The organism is Dryocola mayonis, from assembly GCF_051307045.1.
In the GTDB taxonomy this organism is placed as follows: Bacteria; Pseudomonadota; Gammaproteobacteria; order Enterobacterales; family Enterobacteriaceae; genus Dryocola.
Genome location: NZ_CP150452.1, coordinates 110,160 through 136,173, shown reverse-complemented (window position 1 = coordinate 136,173; position 26,014 = coordinate 110,160). Strand labels below are relative to the sequence as shown.

General features: G+C 55.8%; 19 protein-coding genes, 1 tRNA gene, 4 other RNA genes and 5 pseudogenes. 12 read left to right on the top strand and 17 right to left on the bottom strand.

The window, feature by feature from the left end:
* Nucleotides 1–9: 9 nt before the first annotated feature.
* Nucleotides 10–1,030 (bottom strand): annotated as a pseudogene (gene dppB, locus WLO32_RS00685) (dipeptide ABC transporter permease DppB).
* A 109-nt stretch (nucleotides 1,031–1,139) separates the two neighbouring features.
* On the bottom strand, nucleotides 1,140–2,747 hold the full coding sequence (gene dppA, locus WLO32_RS00680; protein WP_121264958.1) for a dipeptide ABC transporter periplasmic-binding protein DppA: 1,608 nt from the start codon (nucleotides 2,745–2,747) through the stop codon (nucleotides 1,140–1,142).
* 726 nt (nucleotides 2,748–3,473) lie between these two features.
* Between dppA and WLO32_RS00675 the strand changes: the two genes are divergently transcribed.
* On the top strand, nucleotides 3,474–4,316 hold the full coding sequence (locus WLO32_RS00675) for a YPO3983 family protein (protein ID WP_435946835.1): 843 nt from the start codon (nucleotides 3,474–3,476) through the stop codon (nucleotides 4,314–4,316).
* Nucleotides 4,306–4,782: a DUF943 family protein gene (locus tag WLO32_RS00670; protein WP_435946834.1), complete on the top strand. Its 477-nt coding sequence runs from the start codon at nucleotides 4,306–4,308 to the stop codon at nucleotides 4,780–4,782. The genes WLO32_RS00675 and WLO32_RS00670 overlap by 11 nt, the downstream gene beginning before the upstream one ends.
* A 19-nt stretch (nucleotides 4,783–4,801) precedes the next feature.
* Here WLO32_RS00670 and WLO32_RS00665 read toward each other — a convergent pair.
* The 6 genes from WLO32_RS00665 to eptB form a co-directional block, all read right to left on the bottom strand.
* A non-coding RNA gene (locus WLO32_RS00665) (RtT sRNA) lies at nucleotides 4,802–4,931 on the bottom strand.
* 32 nt (nucleotides 4,932–4,963) lie between these two features.
* Nucleotides 4,964–5,077: non-coding RNA, RtT sRNA (locus WLO32_RS00660), on the bottom strand.
* A 32-nt stretch (nucleotides 5,078–5,109) separates the two neighbouring features.
* Nucleotides 5,110–5,223: non-coding RNA, RtT sRNA (locus WLO32_RS00655), on the bottom strand.
* Between the two features lie 32 nt (nucleotides 5,224–5,255).
* A non-coding RNA gene (locus WLO32_RS00650) (RtT sRNA) lies at nucleotides 5,256–5,369 on the bottom strand.
* A 32-nt stretch (nucleotides 5,370–5,401) separates the two neighbouring features.
* Nucleotides 5,402–5,478 (bottom strand) — tRNA-Pro (locus WLO32_RS00645).
* A gap of 100 nt (nucleotides 5,479–5,578) precedes the next feature.
* Nucleotides 5,579–7,261: a kdo(2)-lipid A phosphoethanolamine 7''-transferase gene (gene eptB / locus WLO32_RS00640; protein WP_435946833.1), complete on the bottom strand. Its 1,683-nt coding sequence runs from the start codon at nucleotides 7,259–7,261 to the stop codon at nucleotides 5,579–5,581.
* Nucleotides 7,262–7,600: 339 nt separating this feature from the next.
* Between eptB and WLO32_RS00635 the strand changes: the two genes are divergently transcribed.
* Complete coding sequence (locus WLO32_RS00635) at nucleotides 7,601–8,185, top strand: HD domain-containing protein (protein ID WP_435946832.1); 585 nt, start codon at nucleotides 7,601–7,603, stop codon at nucleotides 8,183–8,185.
* Here WLO32_RS00635 and WLO32_RS00630 read toward each other — a convergent pair.
* A complete protein-coding gene (locus WLO32_RS00630) occupies nucleotides 8,176–9,384 on the bottom strand; it encodes an L-lactate MFS transporter (RefSeq protein WP_435946831.1) in 1,209 nt (402 codons plus the stop codon). The genes WLO32_RS00635 and WLO32_RS00630 overlap by 10 nt on opposite strands.
* A gap of 288 nt (nucleotides 9,385–9,672) precedes the next feature.
* Entirely contained in the window at nucleotides 9,673–10,281 is a 609-nt protein-coding gene (locus WLO32_RS00625) for an autotransporter domain-containing protein (protein WP_435946830.1), read from the bottom strand.
* 250 nt (nucleotides 10,282–10,531) lie between these two features.
* Here WLO32_RS00625 and tag point away from each other — a divergent pair.
* Nucleotides 10,532–11,096 (top strand): annotated as a pseudogene (gene tag / locus WLO32_RS00620) (DNA-3-methyladenine glycosylase I).
* Nucleotides 11,093–11,533, top strand: coding sequence for an N-acetyltransferase (locus tag WLO32_RS00615; protein ID WP_435946829.1), 441 nt, complete (start codon nucleotides 11,093–11,095; stop codon nucleotides 11,531–11,533). Before tag ends, WLO32_RS00615 begins: the two are co-directional and overlap by 4 nt.
* On the opposite strand, the pseudogene WLO32_RS00610 reads toward WLO32_RS00615, so the two are convergent.
* Nucleotides 11,502–13,776: pseudogene (locus WLO32_RS00610) on the bottom strand (molybdopterin guanine dinucleotide-containing S/N-oxide reductase). The gene WLO32_RS00615 and the pseudogene WLO32_RS00610 sit on opposite strands and share 32 nt — an antisense overlap.
* A gap of 210 nt (nucleotides 13,777–13,986) precedes the next feature.
* Between WLO32_RS00610 and WLO32_RS00605 the strand changes: the two are divergent.
* From WLO32_RS00605 to ghrB, 6 genes and pseudogenes are all read left to right on the top strand, one after another.
* A complete protein-coding gene (locus WLO32_RS00605; RefSeq protein ID WP_435946828.1) occupies nucleotides 13,987–14,646 on the top strand; it encodes an OmpA family lipoprotein in 660 nt (219 codons plus the stop codon).
* A 136-nt stretch (nucleotides 14,647–14,782) separates the two neighbouring features.
* Nucleotides 14,783–15,802, top strand: a complete 1,020-nt coding sequence (locus WLO32_RS00600) for a LacI family DNA-binding transcriptional regulator (protein WP_435946827.1) — start codon at nucleotides 14,783–14,785, stop codon at nucleotides 15,800–15,802.
* A 113-nt stretch (nucleotides 15,803–15,915) separates the two neighbouring features.
* Nucleotides 15,916–16,665, top strand: coding sequence for a sugar phosphate isomerase/epimerase family protein (locus WLO32_RS00595; RefSeq protein ID WP_435946826.1), 750 nt, complete (start codon nucleotides 15,916–15,918; stop codon nucleotides 16,663–16,665).
* A gap of 3 nt (nucleotides 16,666–16,668) precedes the next feature.
* Nucleotides 16,669–17,608, top strand: a pseudogene (locus WLO32_RS00590) (sugar kinase).
* A gap of 69 nt (nucleotides 17,609–17,677) precedes the next feature.
* Nucleotides 17,678–18,961 carry an MFS transporter gene (locus WLO32_RS00585; RefSeq protein ID WP_435946825.1) on the top strand — a complete coding sequence of 428 codons (1,284 nt, stop codon included), beginning with the start codon at nucleotides 17,678–17,680 and terminating at the stop codon, nucleotides 18,959–18,961.
* A 57-nt stretch (nucleotides 18,962–19,018) separates the two neighbouring features.
* Nucleotides 19,019–19,993 carry a glyoxylate/hydroxypyruvate reductase GhrB gene (gene ghrB, locus WLO32_RS00580; protein WP_435946824.1) on the top strand — a complete coding sequence of 325 codons (975 nt, stop codon included), beginning with the start codon at nucleotides 19,019–19,021 and terminating at the stop codon, nucleotides 19,991–19,993.
* Nucleotides 19,994–20,031: 38 nt separating this feature from the next.
* Here the strand turns inward: ghrB and WLO32_RS00575 are convergent, their stop codons facing one another.
* The 6 genes and pseudogenes from WLO32_RS00575 to WLO32_RS00550 form a co-directional block, all read right to left on the bottom strand.
* On the bottom strand, nucleotides 20,032–20,292 hold the full coding sequence (locus WLO32_RS00575; protein ID WP_435946823.1) for a type II toxin-antitoxin system RelE/ParE family toxin: 261 nt from the start codon (nucleotides 20,290–20,292) through the stop codon (nucleotides 20,032–20,034).
* Between the two features lie 40 nt (nucleotides 20,293–20,332).
* Entirely contained in the window at nucleotides 20,333–20,527 is a 195-nt protein-coding gene (gene relB / locus WLO32_RS00570; protein ID WP_435946822.1) for a type II toxin-antitoxin system RelB family antitoxin, read from the bottom strand.
* 122 nt (nucleotides 20,528–20,649) lie between these two features.
* Nucleotides 20,650–21,012, bottom strand: a complete 363-nt coding sequence (locus WLO32_RS00565) for a YibL family ribosome-associated protein (RefSeq protein WP_121264919.1) — start codon at nucleotides 21,010–21,012, stop codon at nucleotides 20,650–20,652.
* Between the two features lie 82 nt (nucleotides 21,013–21,094).
* Nucleotides 21,095–21,634 carry a mannitol operon repressor MtlR gene (gene mtlR, locus WLO32_RS00560; RefSeq protein WP_121264916.1) on the bottom strand — a complete coding sequence of 180 codons (540 nt, stop codon included), beginning with the start codon at nucleotides 21,632–21,634 and terminating at the stop codon, nucleotides 21,095–21,097.
* A gap of 46 nt (nucleotides 21,635–21,680) precedes the next feature.
* Nucleotides 21,681–22,829 carry a mannitol-1-phosphate 5-dehydrogenase gene (gene mtlD, locus WLO32_RS00555; RefSeq protein WP_435946821.1) on the bottom strand — a complete coding sequence of 383 codons (1,149 nt, stop codon included), beginning with the start codon at nucleotides 22,827–22,829 and terminating at the stop codon, nucleotides 21,681–21,683.
* Between the two features lie 141 nt (nucleotides 22,830–22,970).
* Nucleotides 22,971–24,894 (bottom strand): annotated as a pseudogene (locus WLO32_RS00550) (PTS mannitol transporter subunit IICBA).
* A gap of 473 nt (nucleotides 24,895–25,367) precedes the next feature.
* Between WLO32_RS00550 and WLO32_RS00545 the strand changes: the two are divergent.
* Nucleotides 25,368–25,976, top strand: coding sequence for a glutathione S-transferase (locus WLO32_RS00545; RefSeq protein WP_435946820.1), 609 nt, complete (start codon nucleotides 25,368–25,370; stop codon nucleotides 25,974–25,976).
* Nucleotides 25,977–26,014: the final 38 nt, after the last annotated feature.

Here is a 26,014-nt window from a genome sequence, read left to right as displayed (position 1 = left end):
GATGGCCCCTTATTTCTTATGGCGTATACGCGGGTTCACCACGCCGTACAGCAAGTCGACGATCAGGTTAACGAGGATAATCATCGTCGCCACCAGCAGCACGCCGCCCTGCACCACCGGATAATCACGGCGCTGAAGCGCGTCGATCAGCCAGCGGCCAAGGCCCGGCCAGGAGAAGATGGTTTCCGTCAGGATGGCGCCGGCAAGCAGCGTACCGACCTGCAGGCCGATAACCGTAACCACCGGCAGCATGGCGTTACGCAAAGCGTGCACCACGATAACGCGCATGCGGGTCAGGCCTTTCGCGCGGGCGGTACGGATATAGTCTTCGCCCAGTACCTCGAGCATCGCCGAGCGGGTCATACGTACGATAACCGCCAGCGGGATGGTGCCGAGCACGACCGCAGGCAGCACCATATGCGCCAGCGCGTCGATAAAGTCGCCCTGCTCGCCCCAGATAGCGGTGTCAATCAGCATAAAGCCGGTGAGCGGCATGCTGTCGTCAAGGAACACCGTGTCGCTGACGCGCCCGGAAACCGGGGTCAGGTTCCAGTACACCGAAACCAGCATAATAAGCATCATGCCCCACCAGAAGATAGGCATGGAGTAACCGGTCAGCGCCAGGCCAACCGCGGTATGATCGAAGATGGAACCGCGTTTAACGGCTGCCAGCACGCCAACCGGGATCCCTACGGCCCACGGCGAAAATCATCGCGCACACGCCGAGTTCCATCGTCGCTTTAAAGCGCGGCACGAACTCATCCCACACCGGGAGGCGGCTTTTTAACGAAATGCCTAAATCGCCGTGCATAACGCCCCAGATATAGTGGAGGTACTGCTGCCACATCGGCTTATCGAGGCCGAGTTCGGCCAGCAGCTGGGCATGACGTTCAGGAGAGATACCACGCTCGCCGGCCATAATCATCACCGGGTCACCGGGGATCATATGCACAAAGGCGAAGGTAAGTAGGGTAATACCGATAAACGTGGGGATAACTAGCCCCAGACGTCGGAGGATGAACTGCAACATATCCCGGATTCTCTGTAATGACTGAAAGCCTTGCGGCGTTCAGTCTGTATTGCTCACAAATCTTTCCCCTCTCCCGGGAAGGGAGAGGGAATAAAGCGCTTTGCTTTTATTATTCGACTGACACGCTTTCGAAGTGGTGTTTGCCTAATGGATCAACCACATAGCCCTTCACTTCTTTACGCACAGGCTCGTATACGGTGGAGTGAGCGATGATCAGCGCCGGAGCCTGGTCATGCATCACTACCTGAGCCTGCTTGTACAGCTCGATACGTTTGTTGTGATCTTCCGCCGCACGCGCAGGTTGGATCAGGTCTTCAAACGGCTTGTAGCACCAGCGGGAGTAGTTAGAGCCGTCTTTCGCCGCATCGCAGCTAAACAGCGTGGCGAAGAAGTTGTCCGGATCCCCATTGTCCCCGGTCCAGCCCATCATCACGGCCTGGTGCTCACCGGCTTTGGCGCGCTTCAGATACTCGCCCCACTCGTAGGTGACGATTTTGGCGGTTACGCCGACCTTCGCCCAGTCAGCCTGAATCATTTCGGCCATGCGGCGAGCGTTCGGGTTGTACGGACGCTGAACCGGCATAGCCCACAGGTCAACGGTGAAGCCTTTATCCTGGCCTGCTTCTTTCAGCAGCGCTTTCGCTTTCTCAGGATCGTAGGTGTAGTCCTTCACGTCATCGTTGTAGCTCCACATGGTTGGTGGAATCAGGTTTTTAGCGGCGGTGCCGGCGCCCTGATAAACAGCTTTGATGATCGCTTCTTTGTTCACCGCGTAGGTCAACGCCTGACGTACCTTCACGTCGTCAAACGGTTTCTTCTCGGTGTTAAAGGACAGGTAACCTACGTTGAGGCCGGCCTGCTCCATCAGGTTGATGCTCTTGTCCTGCTTCATACGAGCGATATCGGCCGGGTTCGGGTACGGCATAACCTGGCACTCGTTTTTCTGCAGTTTGGCGTAGCGCACGGAGGCGTCAGGAGTGATGGAGAACACCAGGCGATCGATTTGCGGCTTGGTGCCCCAGAAGCCCGGGAACGCTTTGTAAAGGATGCGGGAATCTTTCTGGTATTGCAGCAGCTGGAACGGACCGGTCCCGATTGGGTTAAGGTCGGTTTTTTCCGGCGTGCCGGCTTTCAGCATGTTATCCGCATATTCCTTGGACAGGATGGAAGCGAAGTCCATAGCCAGATCCGCAAGGAATGGCGCTTCCGGACGGGCCAGCACGAACTGAACGGTCTGGTCGTCTACTTTTTTAATCTCGGTGATCAGATCCGGCAGGCCCATGCCTTCGAAGTATTCGTAGCTGCCGCCAGACACTTTATGGTACGGGTTCTGGGCGTTTTTCTGACGGTCGAAGGAGAACACCACGTCGTCGGCGTTGAAGTCACGCGTTGGTTTGAAATCTTTATTATCCTGCCACTTCACGCCCTGACGCAGGTGGAAGGTATAGGTTTTACCGTCTTCGCTGACGTCCCATTTTTCAGCAAGGCCCGGAATGATTTCCGTGGTGCCGGTTTTGAATTCGACCAGACGGTTATAGATTGGCACCGAGCTGGCATCGTAGGTTGTACCAGAAGTGAACAGCTGTGGGTTAAAACCTTCAGGCGATCCTTCTGAACAATAAACCAGGGTTTTAGCCTGAACGCTGGCTGCAACGGTCAAAGCTACCAGGCTCAGACCAAATTTCAGCATCCCTGACTTCTTCAAGGAAATACTCATTCTTCTGCTCCAATGTGAGATGTGTTGTTTTTATCCGTTAGACCTTTGTTATTTGAGTGCGGTCTGTTCGGGGTGCCCGCAGGCGGCGGTGAGGCCAGGGGTTCCTTTCGTCAGGCTAGCTGTGTGGTAGTGCGGACTGTCCATAAATTGCCCCTCACGCCCTACAATCTGTCAACAGATCGTTTAAACGTCAATACAGGTATCGGGGATTTACAACCGGGGTGAGAAACGGCGAACAAAGTTAAAAAAAAGCCAGCGGGGGCATTTCCAGCAGGGAAATTTATGCTACAGGCTTGTTACCAGAATATTACACTGCTTATTTTGCATACAATAGGAGTAATCGGTTGCGCGCATTTTAAAAAATTTCTTGTCGGATGATGATTATATGACCGATTAATTTTGTGATCCCGGTCTCTTGCAGCGAAAAATGCTGGCAGCAAACATAAGCAATGGCGCAAAAAACCACGATTTTTCATAACAAAATACGATGGAATATTTCACAAAAACGCATAAAGACGAGCGTTGGACGATGGAGTGGGATTTTGAATAATGATGAAATTATAGGGCAAATCATCCCGTGTGGTTTGGCCGAATATCTACCCTGTCCGCAGCGCCAAAATGGCGAAAAATCCTAAATCAGACTGGCGCGTTTACAACCCTTTCAGCAGCTTAGTATTATTCCGGGGTAGGTTATTTAATGGACAAGGACACAAGGAATAGTTCGCCATGCCAGCACTTCAGTTTCCCTGCATGATATTCAAAACGCAAAAATGGATGGACGACTACGCTGCCAGCGATATGCACTGCGGTGATTTATCCGAGGCTCAATTAAAATCACAGTTTAAACTGGTGGATGTCTCCGCTAAGGCAAATCCTTACACACTGAAGAAAATCCCCCCATTTACCCAGCGCCATACGGTGCATGACGGCATACACAGTGAAGGGGAGAAAATTACCCGCCAGCAGTGTGCGACTATTCTCTTCGACGAGTTTCGCTATCTGTCCCGCACCTTTGCAGTCTACAGCCCTTATAAGTCTCTAATAACGCATATGATCAACCATATGCAAAAAGGCAACGGCACCCCTTTCCGGCATATGCTGCTGGACCAGGCATTGAAAGAGCACATTCTGAACGATCGGACCGAAAACAGTACTCGGTTACGGTTGGGAGAGACTTTAAAAGACAAAATCGACTGGGAAAATAAGTGCTATTCGGTAAAACATAAAGAGGAGCTAAGGACTGCCATATCCCGTGGTAAGCTGCCAAAATTTGATCGCCCTCAGGATAACTTTAATGGCATGGGAATCACCGTCCATGATACCTGGGCGACGCATATCACCATAAAATCCCTACAGATAGAGAACAATCGCTATTGTGCAATGGTTCACTATAAAGTCCAAGATCACTTTGGCCTCGACGGTAAAGATATTTTAAATACGAAATTTCATCAGTTCCGTTTATTCCGCCTCTGGTTTGTGCTCCAACGTTATAATCAATTCGGTTTTAAACCCTTTATGACCAATATAGAAGCCACTACTGAAATTACCGGAGATCGTCATGGCATTTAAAAATAAGAAAACCTTAACCCTGCTATTCCTGGCGGGCTGCGTGCTGGCTGGCTACTGGCTTTGGCTATCGCTGCGTCCGGTGGAAATTGTCGCAATACACCAGGAAAATAACTTTAGTGATGTTTTAGTCAAAAGCTACCCTTTTACCGATAAAGGCAAAATAAACTGGTGGCTTGAAAATAAAAATATGTTGAAAGAAAAATATAATGTCCCTAATCCTGCTGACGATGGCTATTTTTCTATAAGCTTTTGGTTGTTCGGAGACGGGTATAAAGAAGAAGAGAAATATGACCGACTCTGTTTTAATGATATGAAAACAAAAGTAAACTGTATTGAAAAAGACATTGTATTTACCGTCAGCAATAGCAAAAACAGAGGAACTATTTTCACCGTGTATGAGGGGAAATATCGGCAGGATAAAAATGGTGACATTGTTAAGTTAAAAAATGAATCTGAAGTTAGGTGATCTCTCTTTCTTCATCGGCTGCAAAGAAAATGAGGATCACTTGTCACTGCGTGACACGCCCTGCGGGCCGTTGCTGAAGCAACGTTGTCTCGCTGCGCTCGGCTCAAACCTCCTTCGGAGGTTCTCATCCTCTGTAAGCTACAGACGTAAAAAAACCTGCCGAAGCAGGTTTTCTTGAATATGGTCGGCGAGAGAGGATGATTCCCCTGCGGGCCGTTGCTGAAGCAACGTTGTCTCGCTACGCTCGGCTCAAACCTCCTTCGGAGGTTCTCATCCTCTGTAAGCTACAGACGTAAAAAAACCTGCCGAAGCAGGTTTTCTTGAATGTGGTCGGCGAGAGAGGATGATTCCCCTGCGGGCCGTTGCTGAAGCAACGTTGTCTCGCTACGCTCGGCTCAAACCTCCTTCGGAGGTTCTCATCCTCTGTAAACTACAGACGTAAAAAAACCTGCCGAAGCAGGTTTTCTTGAATATGGTCGGCGAGAGAGGATGATTCCCCTGCGGGCCGTTGCTGAAGCAACGTTGTCTCGCTGCGCTCGGCTCAAACCTCCTTCGGAGGTTCTCATCCTCTGTAAGCTACGGACGTAAAAAAACCTGCCGAAGCAGGTTTTCTTGAATATGGTCGGCGAGAGAGGATTCGAACCTCCGACCCACTGGTCCCAAACCAGTTGCGCTACCAAGCTGCGCTACTCGCCGAATGCGGAGCGCATCTTACTGCGCACCGTTTTAGCCGTCAATCCCTTAACTTAAAAATCCAAATCGTTTGCTTTAAAAGCCAGCGATTGTTGAACCAATGTTATTGTGCCGCCTGCTGCGGCACGTGGCACCAGTTGTTGTTCTCGTTAATCCCGCCGTTTGGCGAGGTGTAGCCGAGGCAGCCCATAATGGTGTCATACAGCTCAACGTGGCGATGCGGCACTTTCATCGCCGCCTGCTCTTTCATATGTTCAAAGGAACGGGCGCGATCGGGGTTTGCAAGGTACTTATCAGAAGCCCAGACCAGCAGCGGAACGCGGAACTGCTCTGGAGGCGCCATGCCGCGCGGCGTGCCGTGCAGGTGCTTATGCTCGCTGATTGATTCGCCGTGATCCGAAGCATAGAAAATAATCGCGCGCTTATCGCGCAGCTTATCGATGACGTCGGAGAGAACCGTATCGGTATACAGCACCGAGTTATCAAAGGCGTTAATCAGCTGCTCTTTGCTGCACTCTTTATCAATGCTTACGCACTCCGGCGTCCACTTCGCAAAGCTGCGCGGATAGCGCTGCACGTAAGAGAAGTGCGAGCCTTTGGTATGCAGAATCACCAGGTGCTTGCCCTTTGGATGCTCGTCGATAGAACGCTTCATCTCTTCAACCAGCAGCATGTCGTCCACCTGCTTGCCGCTGTTGCGCGGCTCGGCGGCGATCTGCTCGCGGTAGGAGAAGTTATCCGCCATGGTGTTGCTGTAGAACCAGACCTCACTTTGCATGGCGTACAGGCTGGAAGAGAAGCCCAGCTGCTTAAGCACCGCAAAGACGTTCTGCTCTTTCAGGGTACGCTGTGGATTATCCTCCGCGCCGCCTTCACGCACGAACATGCAGCGCAGCGAGAGCTTGGTGGCGGTATCGCAAGACTCGCCGCGGAAGGCGACCAGGTTTTTCTCCTGGGCCAGCTTCGGCGTGGTATCGCGGTCATAGCCCAGAATCCCCATGTGATCCCAACGCGTGGTTTCGCCAATGACGAACACCACGTAGGTATCATCAATGTCTTTTGGCGCCACGTAGGTAAATTTCTTCACCGGGTTCATCAGCGAACCGTTATCGCTGGATTCATCCACCTGGGCCCAGGCGAACAGGCCGAGCGCGGAAATCCAGTTTGACGGCAGGTAGGAGTTCGCTACCACGCCGCCGTAGCTTGGCATATCTACCGTCGAGCGTTTTTCGAGACGGTTTTGCTGCTTATCAAGATAACGCAGCGGCGCCCAGACCATCAGGCCGGCCAGCAGCACAATCGCCACGCTTTTCACGCGGTGGCCGCGGGTTTTTAGCTGTTTGAGCAGCGTGTAGCGGCAGGTATTGCTCCAGATAAGCACCAGCGGAATCGCGCTGACCAGCACCATCCATAAAATAAAGTGGTAGCCAACGATCTCTTTCGACAGGTCGATATCGGTGGTCATCACCGAAGCGATAATGCCGTAGCCGATGACGACGTTAAGGAAAGTCATGTAGTAGCTGGCGCCGACGGAGCACAGCACGATAAAGGTGGTGAGGATTCGCCAGACCAGACGCCCGAACAGCGAAAGCACACGCAGCAGGAAGAAAGTGACCAGCACCGTAGCGCATACCTCCGCCACGGCGGCAAACGCTTTCCATGCGTTAAAGTCATGCGCTAATCCATCAAAGCGGTGATAAAAAACCGAGATATTCAAAAACAGGCCGATGTATACCGCTAACAGAAAACATAACTTCTGCTGGGTCATCGATTTAATGTAATTCATTCAGGGTGTCCTGGCGCAAAAAGAAAACGTATAAAACGTTACTCAGACCTTTAAAGCTTGAGGGAGTTCTGAGAAAGAAAGCGTTGCAAGGGAATCGGGATGATTCTCAGGCCATGTTTCACAGGAATGGCGCGGGCTAGTAGAGCACAGAGGCAAAAAAAAGTATCGATCAAAAACATTATTTTTGCGTTTATTTAAAGAATCCGGGCAAAAGTAGCACGATTAAATAAACAGCAGTTTTGCTGGTTCAGCGGCCGGGCCGCGCAACAAAAAATAGACAGCAGAATAAAGTTATGGGAAATACTGGATCTGCACAAAGCGTCAACGGAGGCTTCCCCCATGCAGTCTTTAGAAGAGCGCGCCCGTCGTTATGCCACCAGGGCGCACGCCGCCTGCGAACAGCGCCGCAAATACACTTCAGAACCCTATATCGTGCATCCGGCCGCCGTCGTGGAGCTGGTACGCAGCGTCTGTGACGCGGAAGAAGTGCTGGCCGCCGCCTGGCTGCACGATACCGTAGAGGACACCGACACCACCATTATTGATATCGAACAGCGCTTCGGCCCGGAGGTGGCGGGGCTGGTAGCGATGCTGACCAATCCAGAGCAGCTGCCCGGCATCAATCGCGCCCATCGCAAACGCGCGCATTTTCTGCATACCGCCCAGGCCAGCCCGGACGCGCAGACCATTAAGCTTGCGGATATCATTGATAATACCCGCGAGATTTTGCGCTACGACCCGCATTTCGCCCGCGTCTATTTAATCGAAAAGAAGCTGCAGCTGGCGGGGCTGGAACGGGGAGATACAAGGTTAAAACAGCAGGCGGAAGGCATCATCGAACGGGGAATCGCGCAATTAATGATGCCGCCGTATAACGTTCCGGCGGCATGGTTTACGCAGCTGATGGCACGCTATCAGGCGTGAGCATGTTCACCCTGCAGCGCTTCACGCGCCGGCTGGCGAATCGTCGTCGACAGGGCCAGCGATAAAATCAGCAGGGCGAAGATGACGCAGAAAGTGACGTAGAAGCCGCCGAACAGCGAGGCGATAATCGAACCGCAGATGCTGCCGATGCCGAAGCCCAGATAAATCACCCCGTAGTTTTTAGTCAGGTTGTTCAGGCCGAAGAACTCGCTTACCAAAGACGGATAAACGGTGATGGTGCCGCCGAAGTTAAAGGCCACGCAGGCGATCGCCGCAAAGAATGTCGCTTCGTTAAGCGGCGCGAACAGCAGGGCAGCCATGCCGACCAGGGAAATCACCTGGCCGAGCGTAATCACCCGGATGCGGGCAATTTTGTCAGACAGAATGCCCAGCACCAGACGGCCGCTCAGGTTAGCAATCGCTATTACCGTGACCGCGTTCGCCGCGGATTCCGCGGTCAGGTGCACCATGCCCTGGGCAATATCTTTCGCCACGCCGATCACGTACAGGCCGCTCATGCAGGCGGTCAGGAACATCACCGCCAGCATCCAGTACTGCGGTTTGCGCATCGATTCCGCCAGCGTGTAGTCTTTCTCGGTCACGCCGTTAACGGTTTGCGCTTCGTGTACCGGCGCGTCTTTCATCAGGGAAGCGCCGAAAAGAATCATCACCATCGCCAGCGCGCCCCAGATCATAAAGGTGTTTTCCAGGCCGTAGGACGCCAGCAGATGCGTATCGATATATTTAAAGCCGAGGCTGCCCAGGCCATAGGAGCCAATCGCAAAAGCGGAGATCAGCCCTTTGCGCTCCGGGAACCATTTTACGCAGTTTGAAAGCGTTAACAGGTAGCCCGCGCCGTCGGCCAGGCCAACCAGGACGCCGGCGCTCAGCCACAGCATCATCAGGTTGTTTGAATGGGCGGTCAGGAAGAAGCCCACGCCCAGCAGCACGCCCGCCGCCATGGTGACTTTACGAACGCCGAAGCGCTCCTGCAGCTTGCCGGCAACGGAGGAGGAGATGGCAAGGCCGAGGCTTAATAAGCCAAAGGAGAACGCCACCTGGCTGAGCGGCTCGTTGAGCTTTTCGGAAAGCGCGCTGTTAAACAGGCTCCAGGTATAAACGGAACCCAGGGCGAACTGGGTAATAATCGTCCCGATAAGGGTTAACCAACGCGTGCGGTTGTACTGGGCAGTATTCATGGCAGATGTCCTGCAAAGCTGAGGGAAGTTATCTGCCGCTTAAGATAGCGAAGCGCATTTTATTCCAGGAGAAAAAGGCATGAAGTGCGCCGAAGACGGAATGAAATGCATCCGGGCGGGAATGAACGGCCTGGCCCGGAATTTTTTGAGAAGTTTGTGAGTAACCACTATCAATACAATCAGCGCCACGCCTGTATATAAAATGTTAAAACATACTGTGACGAGGTTAACACAATGAGCATTTTGTTACGCCGCGGCGCGCCTTGCCGTTGCGCCCGGCAGGGATGATTAAAAGCGCGCGCTTACGCCAAGGTTATACATATAAGCTTCGCCGGTAGAGACGCCTTCGGCCTGCGACATAGAAGCGAAAGCCGCCACATTTTTGCCGATGGGCATATCGGCGCCCACCGTCACGTCCATCCAGCTGGTATCCTGCACGCTCGCGGCATAGGTGCGCGAGCCGCTCTGGGCTTTCCAGAGATTATCGCCGTACTGGTGGTTATAGCTCACCTGCGCCCACGGCCGAATGTATCCCAGCGAAGAATCCAGCCGCCAGCCCACGGTAGAAACGCTGGCATGCCAGAGCTGGTCGTTAAAGCGCGACGCCACCACGCTATCGCCGTATTCGTTATAGATTCCCGTAGAGCTGCCGTCCCAGCTATATTCCGCGGTTGGGCCGGTGGTAATATTCCCCGGCAGCGGAAAGGTCCAGCCGATGCCGAGCCGCGAGTTGTCGGGGCTGATGCCGTCATTTCCGACGGAATAGTTAAGCCCTTCCAGGCTTTGCGGAACCATAGAGGAATGAATGCGTTCGGCAAGAATGTCGTTATAGCTTGGCGCGTGCTCGCTATCCCAGGTATAACGATCCCGGGCGTCGCCCGTTGATTCTTCGGCCACATATTCTTGCTGCCACGCAAACGCATGCGTGGCGTGGAGCAGGCAACAGGATGTCAGCGCCGTGATAAGCGTGACACGACGACCACTGCGTATAGCATTTTTTATCATCAAAAAGACTCCAGAAAAGAGCCAAATCCGGCGATATTTTTTTGTGTTTTTGACGGGCTTGCGGATCACCCTGAATTAACTATTGTCTCTTTATCAGACACGTCAAGTTGACAGGCATTTATTTCATCAGAGGGAACAGGCTATGCAGCGTTGCGGATGGGTTACCCAGGACCCGCTCTATCTTGAATATCACGACAGGGAGTGGGGCGTGCCGGTCACCGACGGGAGGAAACTTTTTGAGATGATCTGCCTTGAAGGACAGCAGGCCGGCCTTTCGTGGATAACCGTGCTGAAAAAACGCGACAACTATCGCCGCTGCTTTAAAGATTTTGATCCCCAGGCCGTCGCCCTGTTCCAGCCGGAAGATGTCGACATCCTGATGCAGGATGCGGGCATTATCCGCCATCGCGGCAAAATCGAGGCCATTATTAATAACGCCAGAGCCTACCTGGCGATAGAGGCGAGCGGCGAAAAATTTCCGGAATTTGTCTGGTCGTTTGTGAATAACGAACCAAAGGTAACCGCCGCCGCCACCCTCGCAGAGGTTGCCGCCACGACGCCCGCCTCCGACGCGCTGTCTAAGGCGCTTAAAAAACGCGGCTTTAAGTTTGTCGGCTCAACGATCTGCTATTCGTTTATGCAGGCCCTGCGGGCTGGTCAACGACCACGTCACCACCTGTTTTTGCCATCCCGATAACCTCAAATGATTCGCCTCCTGCACGCCGGCGAAATGGATGCGCTTATTGAGCTGTGGCTTGCCAGCACCATAGCCGCCCATCCTTTTATCGCCCAAAGCTACTGGCGGGAAAGCGAATCCATCGTGCGCAACGTGTATATCCCGCAGTCGCACACCTGGGTTTATGTGCTGCAGGATAAAATCGTCGGCTTTATCAGCATCCTGGATGCACGCTTTATCGGCGCGCTGTTTTTGGCCGAGGCCTTTACCGGCAAAGGCATCGGCCGCGCGTTGATAAACCATGTGCAAACGCGCTATCCGGAACTGAGCCTTGAGGTGTATCAGAAAAACCAGCGGGCGGTGCATTTCTACCATCAACAGGGCTTTCGTATTGAAGAAAGCGCCTGGCAGGAAGAGACGCGCCACCCAACCTGGATTATGAGCTGGCGGGCGGATCGAACGCCGTAACCGCGGGAGCCGGGCCGTCATATTTTTCGGCCCACACCAGCGAGGAGTTTGCCGCGCAGCCGTTCGCCAGACGCGAAGTGGGAATATCCAGCGTCAGCACGTTCACCGCGCCGTTTTTGCACAGCCTGTCGTCGTCTAAATCCGGCCACGCGCCTTCGTGAATACACACCACGCCGGGCTTAATGCCTTCGGTAACCTGCGCCCCCACCAGCACCTGGCCGCGCTTATTCCAGACGCGCACTAAATCGCCATCTCTGATGCCGCGCGCGGCGGCATCCTGAGGATGCAGCGTCAGGGGTTCACGCCCGGCCACGGCGTATTTATCACGCAGCGCTGAATAGTTGAGCTGGCTGTGCAGCCGGTGGGCCGGATGCGCCGAAAGCAGCTGCAGCTGATCTTTTTCCGCGTTGCCTTGCCATTCATCCGGCGCAAGCCAGGTGGGATGCGGCGGACAGTCCTCATAGCCGAACGCCGCGATGCGCTCTGAGTAAATTTCAATTTTTCCGCTCGGGGTCTTTAACGGATGCGCCTGGGGATCCGCGCGGAAATCGCTGAAGCGGACAAAACCGTTATTTTTCTCGCTTTCCGGCATTTCTATCAGCCGGTTAGCTTCCCAGAACTCGCTGAAGTCGGGCAGCGTCACCTGCTGGGCCGCCCCGCGGCTGCGGGCTATTTCGTAGAAGGTTTCCAGCCACTGCAGCTCGCTTTTCTCTTCCGTAAAACGCGCCGCGCCGCCCGGCTCCCAAAGCTCGCTCAGATCGGCAAAGATATCAAAATCGTTGCGCGCTTCGCCCTGCGGGGCGACCACCTGCTTCATCGGCACCAGGTGCTGGTTGCTGTAATCGCCGGTCATGGTCATATCATTGCGTTCAAACGAGGTGGTAATGGGCAGCACGATATCGGCATGCTTCGCCGCCGCCGTCCAGAAGCACTCGGAAATGATCGTCAGCTCCGGCTTTTGCCACGCCGTTATCAGGCGATTGGTGTCCTGATGATGGGTGAAATTGCCGCCGCCCGCCCACCACAGCATGCGGATATCCGGGAAGGTTTTCTCCATTCCGTTGTGCTGGTAGCCAGCGCCGGGGTTTTCCAGCGCTTCGACGATACGGGCGACGGGAATTTTTTCTACCGCATCCGTACCGCCGGCCACGGTGCCCTGCAGCGAACCGAGCACCGCCGCGCGTCGGCCAGGATTGCCGCCGTTGGCGAAATGGTAAGAAAGGCCAAAGCCGCCGCCCGGCGTGCCTATCTGTCCGAGCATGGCCGCAAGCGTCACCAGCATCCAGTGCTTCTGCTCGCCGTACTGCTGGCGCTGCATGCCCCAGCCCGACATCAGCATGGTGCGGTTGCTGCTAAACAGCTGCGCCAGATATTCGATGGTTTGCACCGGCACGCCGCAAATATTCGCCGCCCATTCGGCGTTTTTCGGCTGGGCCGTCGCTCTCGCCTTTCAGATAGGCGATAAACTTCTCGTAGCCGTAAGTACAGCGGGCCAGGAATTCCGTGTCGTCCCAGCCGTGTCTGACCAGCGTATGGGCGATCCCCAGCATCAGGGCTACGTCGGTGCCCATGTCAGGGGCGATCCACTGGGCGCGATCGCCGAAGAAATCCACCGTTTCCGATCGCATCGGATCGATGGCGATCACCGTTTTACCGCTGTTTTTCAGCCGTTCGAAATACTTCACGCCCTGCTCGTCGCTGGCGTTCCATGCAATCTTGAGGGTGTTCAGCGGGTTCGCGCTCCACAGCACCACCACGTCGCTGTGTTCCAGCACCAGAGGCCAGCTGGTTTGCTGCTGATAAACTTCGTTTGAGCCCACGACGTACGGCATGATCACCTGCGCAGCGCCGGTAGAATAGTCTCCCAGATGGCCGGTGTAGCCGCCGGCGAGGCTCATATAGCGCTGCAGCAGCGTGGCGGCCTTGTGCAGCACGCCGTTAGAACGCCAGCCGTAGGAGCCGGCAAAAATTGACGCGGCGCCGTAGGTATTACGGATACGCTGATGCTGCTGGTGAATCAGCTTCAGGGCTTCATCCCAGCTGATGCGCACAAACTCATCCTTGCCGCGCACGCCCTGCGGCGCATCGGGCGACGCCAGAAAGCCCCTGCGCGCCATCGGATATTCCACACGCGCTTTGCTGTGAACCTGATCCGGAACGGCCTGCTGGAGTGAGTTTTCGTGCCCGGTATGCAGCGCGCCGCGGGAGGCGAGCACGCGCTCGCCGTCAGTCTCAACCACCATCGGACCCCAGTGGGCGGCGGTTAAGACTTTTTTCGTTGTCGGGGATGTGTTAGCCAATCAGGACTCCGGTGTTTGCAGATGGCGGCCTGTGGCCACTCAATATTGTTTACAAATTCAGACGACTCTGTGGAATTTTCATCATATTCACCCGGCATAATCAATCACCGCAGTTCCGTGCGGCACAGATTAATAATTCACAAAGGAAATGAGATGAAAAATCGCGTTATGATTGCCGCCCTGGTTTGCGGCACGTTAGCAGTTTCTGGCTGTACGACCAACCCCTACACAGGCGAAAGAGAAGCAGGTAAATCCGGAATCGGCGCAGGCGTTGGCTCGCTGGTGGGCGCGGGCGTAGGCGTACTTTCCTCATCGAAAAAAGATCGCGGCAAAGGCGCGCTGATTGGCGCGGCGGCCGGCGCAGCCCTGGGCGGCGGCGTAGGGTATTACATGGACGTGCAGGAAGCGAAGCTGCGCGACAAAATGCAGGGAACGGGCGTAAGCGTGACGCGAAATGGCGATAACATCGTGCTTAATATGCCGAACAACGTCACCTTCGACAGCAGCAGCGCCACCCTGAAACCAGCGGGCGCCAATACATTAACCGGAGTGGCGATGGTGCTAAAAGAGTATCCGAAAACCGCGGTTAACGTGGTGGGCTACACCGACAGCACCGGCAGCAACGATCTGAACATGAAGCTTTCTCAGCAGCGTGCGGACGGCGTAGGCAGCGCGCTGATCTCCCAGGGCGTGGATGCCAGCCGTATTCGTACCACCGGCGCAGGGCCGGCGAACCCAATCGCCAGCAACAGCACCGCCGAAGGCAAAGCGCAGAACCGCCGCGTAGAAATTACGTTAAGCCCTCTGTCCTAAGCCCTGTGGCGGATGACGCTGCACTTATCCGTCCTGCGCATCCCGATGCCAGGGTGGATAAGCGTTAGCGCCATTCGCCAACGGCTGACAAAATTTATGTTACTCTCCGCAAAGCTACCCCCTCCAGGAGACGGACATGAACGGCAAGGTTGCACGCCCGACGATAAGCGACGTCGCGAAAGCGGCGAAAACCGGTAAAACCAGCGTTTCCCGCTATCTTAACGGCGAGCAGAATTTGCTGTCCGACGACCTGCGCCGACGTATTGAAACGGCCATCGCCGATCTGGATTACCGCCCAAGCCAGATGGCCCGCGGCCTGAAACGCGGGCGCACCCGCCTGATTGGCCTGATCATCGCCGACATCACCAACCCCTACTCCGTCGACGTGCTAAGCGGTATCGAAGCCGCGTGTCGGGAAAAGGGTTTTACGCCGCTGGTCTGTAATACCAACAACGAAGTGAACCAGGAGCTGCACTACCTCGATTTGCTGCACAGCTATCAGGTGGAAGGCATCGTGGTCAACGCCGTGGGCATGCGCGAGGAAGGGTTAAACCGCCTGCAGCAGTCGGCGCTGCCGATGGTGCTTATCGACCGTAAAATCCCCGATTTCGCCTGCGACGTCGTGGGGCTGGATAATATTCAGGCCGCCACTACCGCAACCGCCCACCTTATCGAGCAGGGTTTTGAGGCGCTTTTGTTCCTGAGCGAGCCGCTGGGCATGGTTAACACCCGTCGCGAACGCCTGCGCGCCTTTCGTAATACGACCGAACGCTATCCCGGCATCGTGGCGGAAAACGCCGAAATCCCTCTGCACGAAGCGGACTCGCTGGACAACGCCCTGCGCCAGTTCCACACGCGCCACCGCGGGATGCGCAAAGCGGTGATTTCCGCCAACGGCGCCCTCACCCTGCAGGTCGCGCGATCCATGCGCCGTATCGGCCTGCACTGGGGTAGCGATATCGGCCTGCTGGGCTTCGACGAGCTCGAATGGGCGGAGCTTGCGGGCGTGGGCATCACCACCCTGAAACAGCCGACCTGGCAGATAGGCTATGCCGCGCTCGAACAGGTGGTAAAGCGTATTGAAGGCGGCGCTGAGGGCGTGCTTGAACAGGTCTTTTCCGGCGAATTGATAGTGCGCGGATCCACCGCCCGCTAAAAATTATCTTCGTGATAGCGATCATAAATTCAGCATGCCCGGCTTCTCTTTGGAACCGGTTCCACCTAGCGTAATAGTGAAGTTAGTTCGCTTTTACCGTGATGGAGCTTTTCATGTCGCGAAAAATTATTGTCGTCACCGCAGCCTACGGCCATGACCGCATCGTCTCGCTCGGCGGCCAGCAGGCGCTGTTGCCCATTATCGCCAACGCAGGCGCTGACGGCGTAGAGATCCGCCGCGAGCTGCTCAGCAATACCCAGCTCGATTCCCTGCCGGCGCTGGCGAGGCAGATTGCGGACCATAAGCTGCAGGCCTGCTATTCCGCGCCGGAGCCGCTGTTCTGCGAAGACGGCAAGCTCAATCCCCTGATCCCTTCGCTGCTGCTCGAAGCCCACCAGCTGAATGCGGACTGGCTGAAGCTTTCGCTCGGCAATTTTCGCAGCAGCCAGCAGTTCCCGTTATTACAGCAGTGGCTGGCGCAAAACGACGTCGCGCTGGTGGTGGAAAACGATCAGACCGCCTGCGGCAAGCTCGCGCCCATGCAGCGTTTCCAGGCCGCCTGCAGCGTGCTGAACCTGCCGGTGACGCTAACCTTTGATATGGCCAACTGGCTGTGGGTCGACGACTCGCCCGAAGCCGCGGCCCGCGCGCTGGCGCCTTCCGTTAGCTACATCCACGTGAAGGCTGCGATTCCACACCATTATCACTACCGCGCCATTGCGCTGGACGACGCCGAGCCGCGCTGGCTGGAACTGCTCAACAATCTGCCAGGCGACGCGCCGCGCGGCATAGAGTTCCCGCTTGAAGGCCGCGACCTGACCGCCGTTACCCGCCATTACGTTAACCTGCTACGCGAGGAGTAAGCGATGCTTAACCAGCTGGACGTCATCACCATCGGTGAAGCGATGGCAATGTTTGTGGCAAGCGAAACCGGTGATTTGGCCGCGGCCGAACGGTTCGTAAAACGCGTGGCGGGCGCTGAGCTGAACGTCGCCACCGGCCTCGCGCGCCTGGGCCTGAAGGTGGGCTGGGTGAGCCGCGTGGGCAACGATTCATTTGGCCGCTACGTGCTGCAACAGCTTGAGAAAGAACAGATCGACAGCCGCGGCGTCACCACCGACGAGCGCTATGCGACCGGCTTTCAGCTTAAATCGAAAGTTGAGGATGGAACCGATCCCATCGTGGAGTATTTCCGCAAAGGCTCGGCGGCCCAGCCACCTCGGGGTGGAAGATTTTAACGAAGATTACTTTTTCAGCGCGCGCCACCTGCATTTGAGCGGCGTGGCGGCAGCGCTTTCCGCAACGTCGCTTGAGCTGCTGAACCACACCGCGCAGGCGATGAAGGCGAAAGGGAAAACCATCTCCTTTGACCCGAATCTGCGCCCCGTGCTGTGGAAAAGCGAAGCCGAGATGGTTAAGCAGTTAAACCAGCTGGCCTTCCAGGCGGACTGGGTACTGCCGGGCGTAAAAGAAGGCATCATCCTTACCGGGCAAAACACCCCGGAGGGGATCGCCGATTTCTATCTTCATCAGGGAGTTAAAACCGTAGTGCTGAAAACCGGCGCTGACGGCGCCTGGTTCAAAACCGCCAGCGGCGAAAAAGGCGCGGTGGCGGCCGTAAAAGTGGAGAACGTGGTGGATACCGTAGGCGCCGGAGACGGCTTTGCGGTCGGGGTGATAAGCGCCCTGCTGGAAGGGAAGTCCTTACAACATGCGGTAAGCCGGGGTAATAAAATCGGCTCGCTGGCGATACAGGTCATCGGCGATAGCGAAGGGTTGCCAACCCGAGCTGCGCTGGGCGAATAAATTAAGACCGCATCGGCTGTACCCTACATTCAGCACGATGCGCTTCTCCTCAACATAGAGGCCAGCCTTATGAAAACCAATACAATCGCGCCAAAACGTTGGTGGTATATCATGCCTATCGTGTTTATCACGTACAGCCTGGCCTACCTCGACCGCGCCAACTTTAGTTTTGCCTCCGCCGCCGGCATCAATGACGACCTCGGCATCACCAAGGGCATTTCGTCCCTGCTGGGCGCCCTGTTCTTCCTCGGCTATTTCTTCTTCCAGATCCCGGGCGCCATGTACGCCGAGCGCCGCAGCGTGCGCAAGCTTATCTTCGTCTGCCTGATTCTATGGGGCGGCTGCGCATCCCTTACCGGGATGGTCAGCAATATTCCGGCCCTGGCGGCCATCCGCTTCGTGCTCGGCGTGGTTGAAGCGGCGGTAATGCCGGCGATGCTGATTTACATCAGCAACTGGTTTACCAAATCCGAACGCTCGCGCGCCAATACCTTCCTGATCCTCGGCAACCCGGTCACCGTGCTGTGGATGTCGGTGGTTTCCGGCTATCTGATTCAGGCCTTCGGCTGGCGCGAAATGTTTATCTTTGAGGGCATTCCGGCGGTTATCTGGGCCTTTGCCTGGTGGGTGCTGGTAAAAGATAAGCCCGCCCAGGTCGGCTGGCTGTCCGACGCCGAAAAAGCCGCCCTGCAGGCGCAGCTTGAGAAAGAGCAGGCGGGCATTAAGGCCGTGCGCAACTACGGCGAGGCGTTCCGCTCCCGCAACGTGGTGCTGCTGTGCATGCAGTATTTCTGCTGGAGCATCGGCGTGTACGGTTTCGTGCTGTGGCTGCCGTCAATCATTCGTGGCGCCGGCGCCGCCGGTATGGGCATGGTGGAAGTGGGCTGGCTGTCATCCGTTCCTTATCTGGCGGCCACCATCGCGATGATTGCCGTTTCCTGGGCGTCGGACAAAATGCAAAACCGTAAGCTGTTCGTCTGGCCGCTGCTGCTGATTGGCGCGCTGGCGTTCCTCGGCTCCTGGCTGGTTGGCGCCAACCACTTCTGGGTTTCTTATACGCTGTTAGTGATTGCCGGCGCCGCTATGTACGCCCCTTACGGACCCTTCTTCGCCATCATTCCGGAGATGCTGCCAAGAAACGTGGCCGGCGGCGCGATGGCGCTGATCAACAGCATGGGCGCGCTGGGCTCCTTTGTCGGCTCCTGGTTTGTAGGCTATCTGAACGGGGTGACCGGCAGCCCTGCCGCTTCCTACATTTTTATGGGGGTGGCGCTGCTCGCCTCCGTGTGGCTAACTTTGATAGTGAAACCGGCAACCAACCAGCAGCTGCCGGTGGGTGCCCGCCACGCCTGACTTTGACCGGGCGGCGTCGCCGCCCGGTATGTGCTTAATTCCATTAGGGAGAACACCATGAAGCCGTCCGTCATCCTCTACAAAAAGTTACCTGACGACCTGCTTGCCCGCCTCGAAAGCCATTTTAACGTCACCCAGCTCAACGACTTAAGCCCGGAAACCGTCAAGCAGAACGCGGAAGCTTTTGCCAACGCGCAGGGGATTTTGGGATCCAGCGAGAAAGTCGATAAGGCGTTTTTAGCGCACACGCCAAAGCTGCGCGCCGCTTCGACCGTTTCTGTCGGCTACGATAACTTTGATGTCGAGGCGCTGACCGCTCGCGGCATCGCGCTGATGCACACGCCGACGGTGCTTACGGAAACCGTCGCCGACACCATGATGACGCTGGTGCTGGCCACCGCCCGCCGCGCGACGGAGGTAGCCGAGCGGGTGAAAGCGGGCGAATGGCAGGGCAGCATCGGCCCGGACTGGTTTGGCATCGACGTGCATCACAAAACCCTGGGCATTCTGGGCATGGGCCGCATCGGGCTGGCGCTGGCGCAACGCGCGCACTTCGGCTTTAGCATGCCGATTCTGTACAACGCGCGCCGCCATCACAAAGAAGCGGAGGAGCGCTTTGACGCGCGCTATTGCGACCTGGATACGCTGCTGGCGGAATCCGACTTCGTCTGTATTTCCCTGCCGCTGACCGAAGAAACGCACCATATGATCGGCGCCGAACAGCTGGCCAAAATGAAGCCGTCAGCCATTCTGATTAACGCAGGGCGCGGCCCGGTCGTTGATGAAAAAGCCCTGATTCAGGCGCTGCAGGACGGCACCATTCATGCCGCAGGCCTGGACGTGTTCGAACAGGAACCGCTGCCGGCCGGCTCTCCGCTGCTGGCGATGCCAAACGTCGTCGCCCTGCCGCATATCGGCTCCGCCACGCACGAAACGCGTTACAACATGGCGGCCTGCGCGGTGGACAACCTGATTGCCGCGCTGACGGGCGAAGTGAAAGAGAACTGCGTGAATCCGCAGGTATTGCAGTAAATGCCTGGGCCGGCGGGAAACCCCGCCGGCTGAACCTTTCATTTATTGTTAATAATTGTTTTCGAAGGATATTCCTGGCGCGCATGCAGAACGCTAAGCACGGTAATATTTGTTGCGCTTATTCGGTAAACGATCAGGTAGTTTGGGTGAGCGACAATTTCTCTTGTTCCTGCAACTCTTCCGGGACGGAAAAGATAAGGATGTTCTGCGACGGGTAAAATAGCTTCTTCTATAACTTTCTTAATACGGCGGGCGGCAAAAGGATTTTCGTTAGCGATAAACGAGATAATACTTGTCATATCGCTCCTTGCGGACTGATTCCATATTATCGGTAACATGTTACCCCTGCTTATTCATCCGTGATTCTGCAGCGGCGATAATGGCGTCCATTTCCGCCATAAGCTGGTCGTGAGGTATACCGTCACGAGGATCGTCAAGAGCCGCTTTTACCTTAGCCCTGAACCAACGATCGTAGCTAGCTGCCTGTTCCTCAGTTTCAAATTCTGAAACGATGGGGGAAAGTAATGCGCCCATTAGCCCGGCTCCTTTTTGCTTATGTTTTAAACAGTATAACCTTTTCTATTTAGCTGTCAGTAACCGTTTAAGACACAGGATTTAAGGACGGATAAGCGCATCCGCCCTATAAAGGAAGAAAATTAAAACTCGGTCTTAGAAAAACCGGTGACTTCTTCAAGATCCATTTCACGGCCCAGCGCCGTCATTGGGTGTACCACCACCAGGCCACGCACGGCTTTCTTCAGCTTGCCCATATCCGCCTGCTCTTTCTTAGTGATTGGACGCTTAAACGGTAGCGCCATCAGCTTTTGCGCTTCTTTGCTGAGCTTCTGGTTGCGTACCGCCTGCAGACGGGCGATTTCAATCTCAAGCTTCGCCTTCTCTTTTTCCAGCTCGGCGTATTTTTCCGCTTCGTTGATCAGATGCAGCTCGGGCATCTGGTGGCGGATGGCGTCCAGGCGATCGCTAAGACGTTTAATTTCTGCTTTTTCGATTTCTTTCATTTTTGCTTAACCGTGAATAAATTACTTTGCGGCAAGGATACACCATTCGGCGTAAGAGGGCGAAAAGGGTCTGCGGGCGAGGTTACTTCTGAAAGGCTTTTTTTAAGCCGATCCTTGAGATCAGCTCGGTCAGGGAAAGCACCATCGTTGAACGAACGATTTGCTGGTAGCGCTGGCGCTGCATGGCCTGCAGCTCCGGGTCGCCGCCGTCGACAATCATCGGCGCAGGCGGGAAAGCGGCCACGCAGTGCAGCTCGCCAAAGGGCCCGAGAATTTCATCGTCGGTAAAATTATACTCGTTGCCGTCGTGGTTTAGCTCTTCGCGCAGCGCCATCAGCAGTTCACAATCTTCGTACTCGGCGCGATTGAGCACCCCCAGCCCGTAGATAAGCTTCATGCGCACCGAGAGATCGCCCAAAGGACCATCGCCGTCCAGCAGCGGCTCAACGGCATATTTCACCGCGTAATCGTCTTTACGAAATACCTGCAGCACCAGAATGTTCACCGCTTCGGTGAGTAACTCGACGGCGGCAATCAGCAGGCTTCGCACGGTTTTGCCGGCATTCAGACGCTCAAGCACCCGGTTTTCAAAGGCCTGTGTTTCTTCCATCTTTGCCTGCATCACTGAATTTTAGTGTTGGACGCGGCATGACCGCGTCCGTTCTCCATTACGCTTTTGCGTTATAAGCCTTCACCGCCTGCGCGACGACGTCGCTGTTGGCATCAAGGCCGGACACCTGGGCAAGCGTCGCCTGCGGGCCTTTTTCCGCCAGCAGGGCAACCAGTTCCTGCGCCTGCGGATCCTGCTCGCTGCGGTAATGCATGGCGGCGGCGATCCCTTCCACCAGGTTTGCGTGCGGCAGGCCGTATTCGAGGGTGCCGAGCAGCGGTTTAATCAGGCGGTCGCCCGCGCTTAATTTACGCAGCGGCTGACGGCCAACGCGTTCCACATCATCTTTCAGATACGGGTTTTCGAAGCGGCCGAGGATTTTCTGGATGTAGGCCGCATGCTTATCGGCATCGAAGCCGTAGCGTTTGATCAGCACGGCGCCGCTTTCGTCCATTGCCCCTTTCACCACGGCGCGGATTTTTTCATCCAGAATCGCATCGCGAATGGTCTGGTGGCCGGCCAGCTGGCCGAGGTAGGCGGTTATAGCATGCCCGGTATTGAGCGTGAAGAGTTTACGTTCGACAAACGCCATCAGATTGTCTGTCAGCTCCATGCCGGCGATTTCCGGCAGCTCGCCTTTAAACTGGGTTTTATCGACGATCCATTCGCTGAAGGTTTCAACGGTGACTTCCAGCGGGTCGTTGGTGGCGGAGGCCGACGGCGGAACGATACGGTCGACGGCCGAGTCCACGAAGCCGACGTGCTGCTCAACCCAGGCCTGATCGTCCTGCGAGAGCGCTTTCATCACGTGGGCCTTTAACTGCGAGGTGCCGCGCACCATGTTTTCACAGGCGATGATATTGAGCGGCCTGTCGTTGCCGTTTGCGCGGCGCAGCACCAGGCCTTTTGCCACGGACGGCGCGATACGCTCCAGCACGACCGGCCCTACGGCGGTGGTCACCAAATCCACTTCGGCAATCAGGCTGATAACCTCGTCGCCGATGCTGCTGACGGCATTCACGTTGGAGACGGTATCAACCTGCTCTTTTTCGCCAACCACGTGCACCTGATAGCTGTGGCGCGCGTTCAGCGCATCCAGCACAACCTGGTTCACGTCGGCAAACGTCAGCTGAATACCTGCGTCCGCCAGCAGCTTGCCGATAAAGCCACGTCCGATATTACCTGCGCCAAAATGCAATGCTTTCATGTCGTTAACCTTCTTAATGATTTCACCCAGGAGGGCTGGGGTGAGGACACGGTATGCTGCGCCCCCTCACCCAAGCCCTCTCCCGTCAGGGAGAGGCTGGTGTTTTGCAGGGTGGATGAACCCACCCTGCAACGTTTCCGTTTATGACTTCTTGCCGGCCAGCAGGTCGAGCACTTCCTGAACGCTGGTGGTGTTCGCCAGGCGTTCAATCACTGAGTCATCGTCCAGCGCGTTGGTCAGGCTGGTGATAACCTGGATGTGCTCGTTATTGCGGGCAGCGATACCGATAACCAGGCGAGCCATATCTTCCGGCTCTTCGCCAAAGTGCACGCCCGCCGGGTACTGGCAGAAGACGATGCCGGTTTTCAGCACGCGGTCTTTCGCTTCCACGGTGCCGTGCGGAACGGCGATGCCTTCGCCCAGGTAGGTCGGGGTCAGCTTCTCACGTTCAAACATCGCATCGACGTATTCAGGCTGTACGTAGCCGCCTTTTACCAGCTGCTCACCGGCAAAGCGAATCGCCTCTTCTTTGCTGGGCCGCGCTCAGGCCGAGGAAGATATTGTCCGCGCCGAGGCGGAACAAGCCTTCTTCGCTTGGCACAAAGCTGTCTTCCAGGCTGCTCATCACCTTCACTTCTTTCTCGCTCAGGTTCTGGGAAGCCACCAGACGCTCGGTCAGGTTGGAATACAGGCTGCTGTCGAGGAAGTTGGTCAGGGAAATATGCTGCGCCTGCGGCACCTGGCGCATAGCGCGCTCGGTCAGGTCGCGGTGGGTAATCACCAGATCGACGTCGTCCGGCAGGCTGTTGATAGCGCAGTTGGTGACGGAGATGTTTTTCAGGCCCGCGTCGTTCACTTTCTTACGCAGAACGCCTGCGCCCATCGCGCTTGACCCCATACCGGCATCACAGGCTACGATGATTTTACGCACGTGGCTCAGGTCGTTAGACAGGCCCGCGCCAACGGCCAGCGGAGCAGCCGCGCCTTTAGATTCCGCTTTCATCTCGGCCATACGGCGAGCCGCGGCTTCGATATCGTCTTCTTCTTTCACCTTGCTGGTTTTCAGCAGGATTGCAGAAACCACGAAGGAGACCGCCATCGCCGCGACGATTGCCGCGATGTTAGCGAAGTAAGCGCCTTTTGGCGTCATCGCCAGCACCGCCAGGATGGAGCCTGGGGAAGCTGGTGAAACCAGACCGCCGTTCAGGATGGTCAGGGTGAACACGCCGGTCATACCGCCGAGGATAACGGCCAGGATCAGACGTGGGTTCATCAGCACGTACGGGAAGTAAATTTCGTGGATACCGCCCAGGAAGTGGATGATTGCCGCGCCGCCCGCAGACTGCTTAGCGTTGCCACGACCGAAGAACATGTAGGCCAGCAGCACGCCCATGCCCGGACCCGGGTTCGCTTCAATCAGGAAGAAGATTGATTTGCCCAGCTCGTGGGACTGCTGAATGCCCAGCGGCGAGAAGATGCCGTGGTTGATGGCGTTGTTCAGGAAGAGAATTTTCGCCGGTTCTACGAAGATAGAAGCCAGCGGCAGCATGTCATGGACAACCATGAAGTTAACGCCCGCCGCCAGCACCTTGGAGAGCACTTCAACAGCCGGGCCGATCCCCATGAACGCCAGAATCGCCAGGATCATCCCGATGATGCCTGCGGAGAAGTTGTTCACCAGCATTTCAAAGCCGGATTTGATTTTACCGTCTACCCAGATGTCGAAGCGTTTAATCGCCCAGCCGCCCAGAGGACCGGCAATCATCGCGCCGAGGAACATCGGCATATCCGCGCCGACGATAACGCCCATCGTGGTGATAGCGCCAACCACGCCGCCACGGTCACCGCCGATTAAGCGACCACCGGTATAACCGATAAGCAACGGCAGCAGATAGGTGATCATTGGGCCTACCAGCTTCGCCAGCGTCTCATTTGGCAACCATCCGGTGGGAATAAATAACGCTGTGATAATACCCCAGGCAATAAATGCGCCGATGTTAGGCATTACCATATTGCTGAGGAAACGACCAAAGCTTTGCACTCTGATCTTGATATCGGATGACATACGCACACCCCTTGTTGTGTTTACGCGCTGAATAGCAGCCCGAGGTTTATTGTTAACGTGGCGGCAGGAAAGCCTGCCAGATGCTCTAAGTGAGGCGAATCTGGCACTGAATCGTTTAGCTGTCCAGTCGGCGCAACTTAGTGTGATACAGATCACTAATAATTAGGGGATACAGGGCATTACAGCGTGATCTACGTCACAAAAAGGCGGTGTAAAAATAGTACAGTGATAATCTTTTAACCGAAAATGGTGGTTGTTTGTGATTGAAATCACATTTCTTCCTTCCTTGTTTATTATTTATTTGTGACTTGCATCACAAATAATTTTCATCGGAATTTTCCTGGTGTGATCCCGCACACCCTTCGCCGCTTGGCGCCCGTGCTGATGTAGCTTTATTACATCTTTTTGCACGGCTACTTTTTCATCCATCCTGATCCATACTTATCTTTTGTTGGCTAAAAATGGACGACGTAATGAAACTGATCGGTAATTACACCAGCCCGTACGTGCGCAAAATTTCGGTCATCCTGCTGGAAAAAGGCATCACCTTTGAGTTTGTGAACGACAACCCGTGGGTTGCCGAAAGCCACACGCCGCAGTACAACCCGCTGGGCAAAGTCCCGGCGTTAGTCACCGATGAGGGTGAATACTGGTTTGATTCGCCGGTTATTGCGGAATACCTCGAACTTCTTGATATTGCTCCGGCGCTTATCCCGCGTGAGCCGAAAGCCGCCCTGAAGATGCGCCAGACGGAAGCGCTCGCGGACGGCATCATGGACGCGGCGCTTGTATCGGTACGCGAGCAGCAGCGCCCGCCGGCCCAGCAGTCGGAAACGGAGCTGCTGCGCCAGCGTGAAAAAATCAGCCGCGGGTTGGATATGCTTGAGAAGCTCGCCGCCGATAAAACCCTGACCGCCGAGCCGCTGACCGTCGCCGGAATTGCCGTAGCCTGCGCCGTGGGCTATATCAACTTCCGCCGCGTTTCTCCCGGCTGGTGCGTCAATCGCCCGCACCTCATCAAGCTGGTTGAGACGCTTTTCCAGCGTGAAAGCTTTGCCCGCACCGAACCGCCAACGGCATGATCTCCCTCCATGACAGGGGGCTCGCTCCCCCTGTAAAC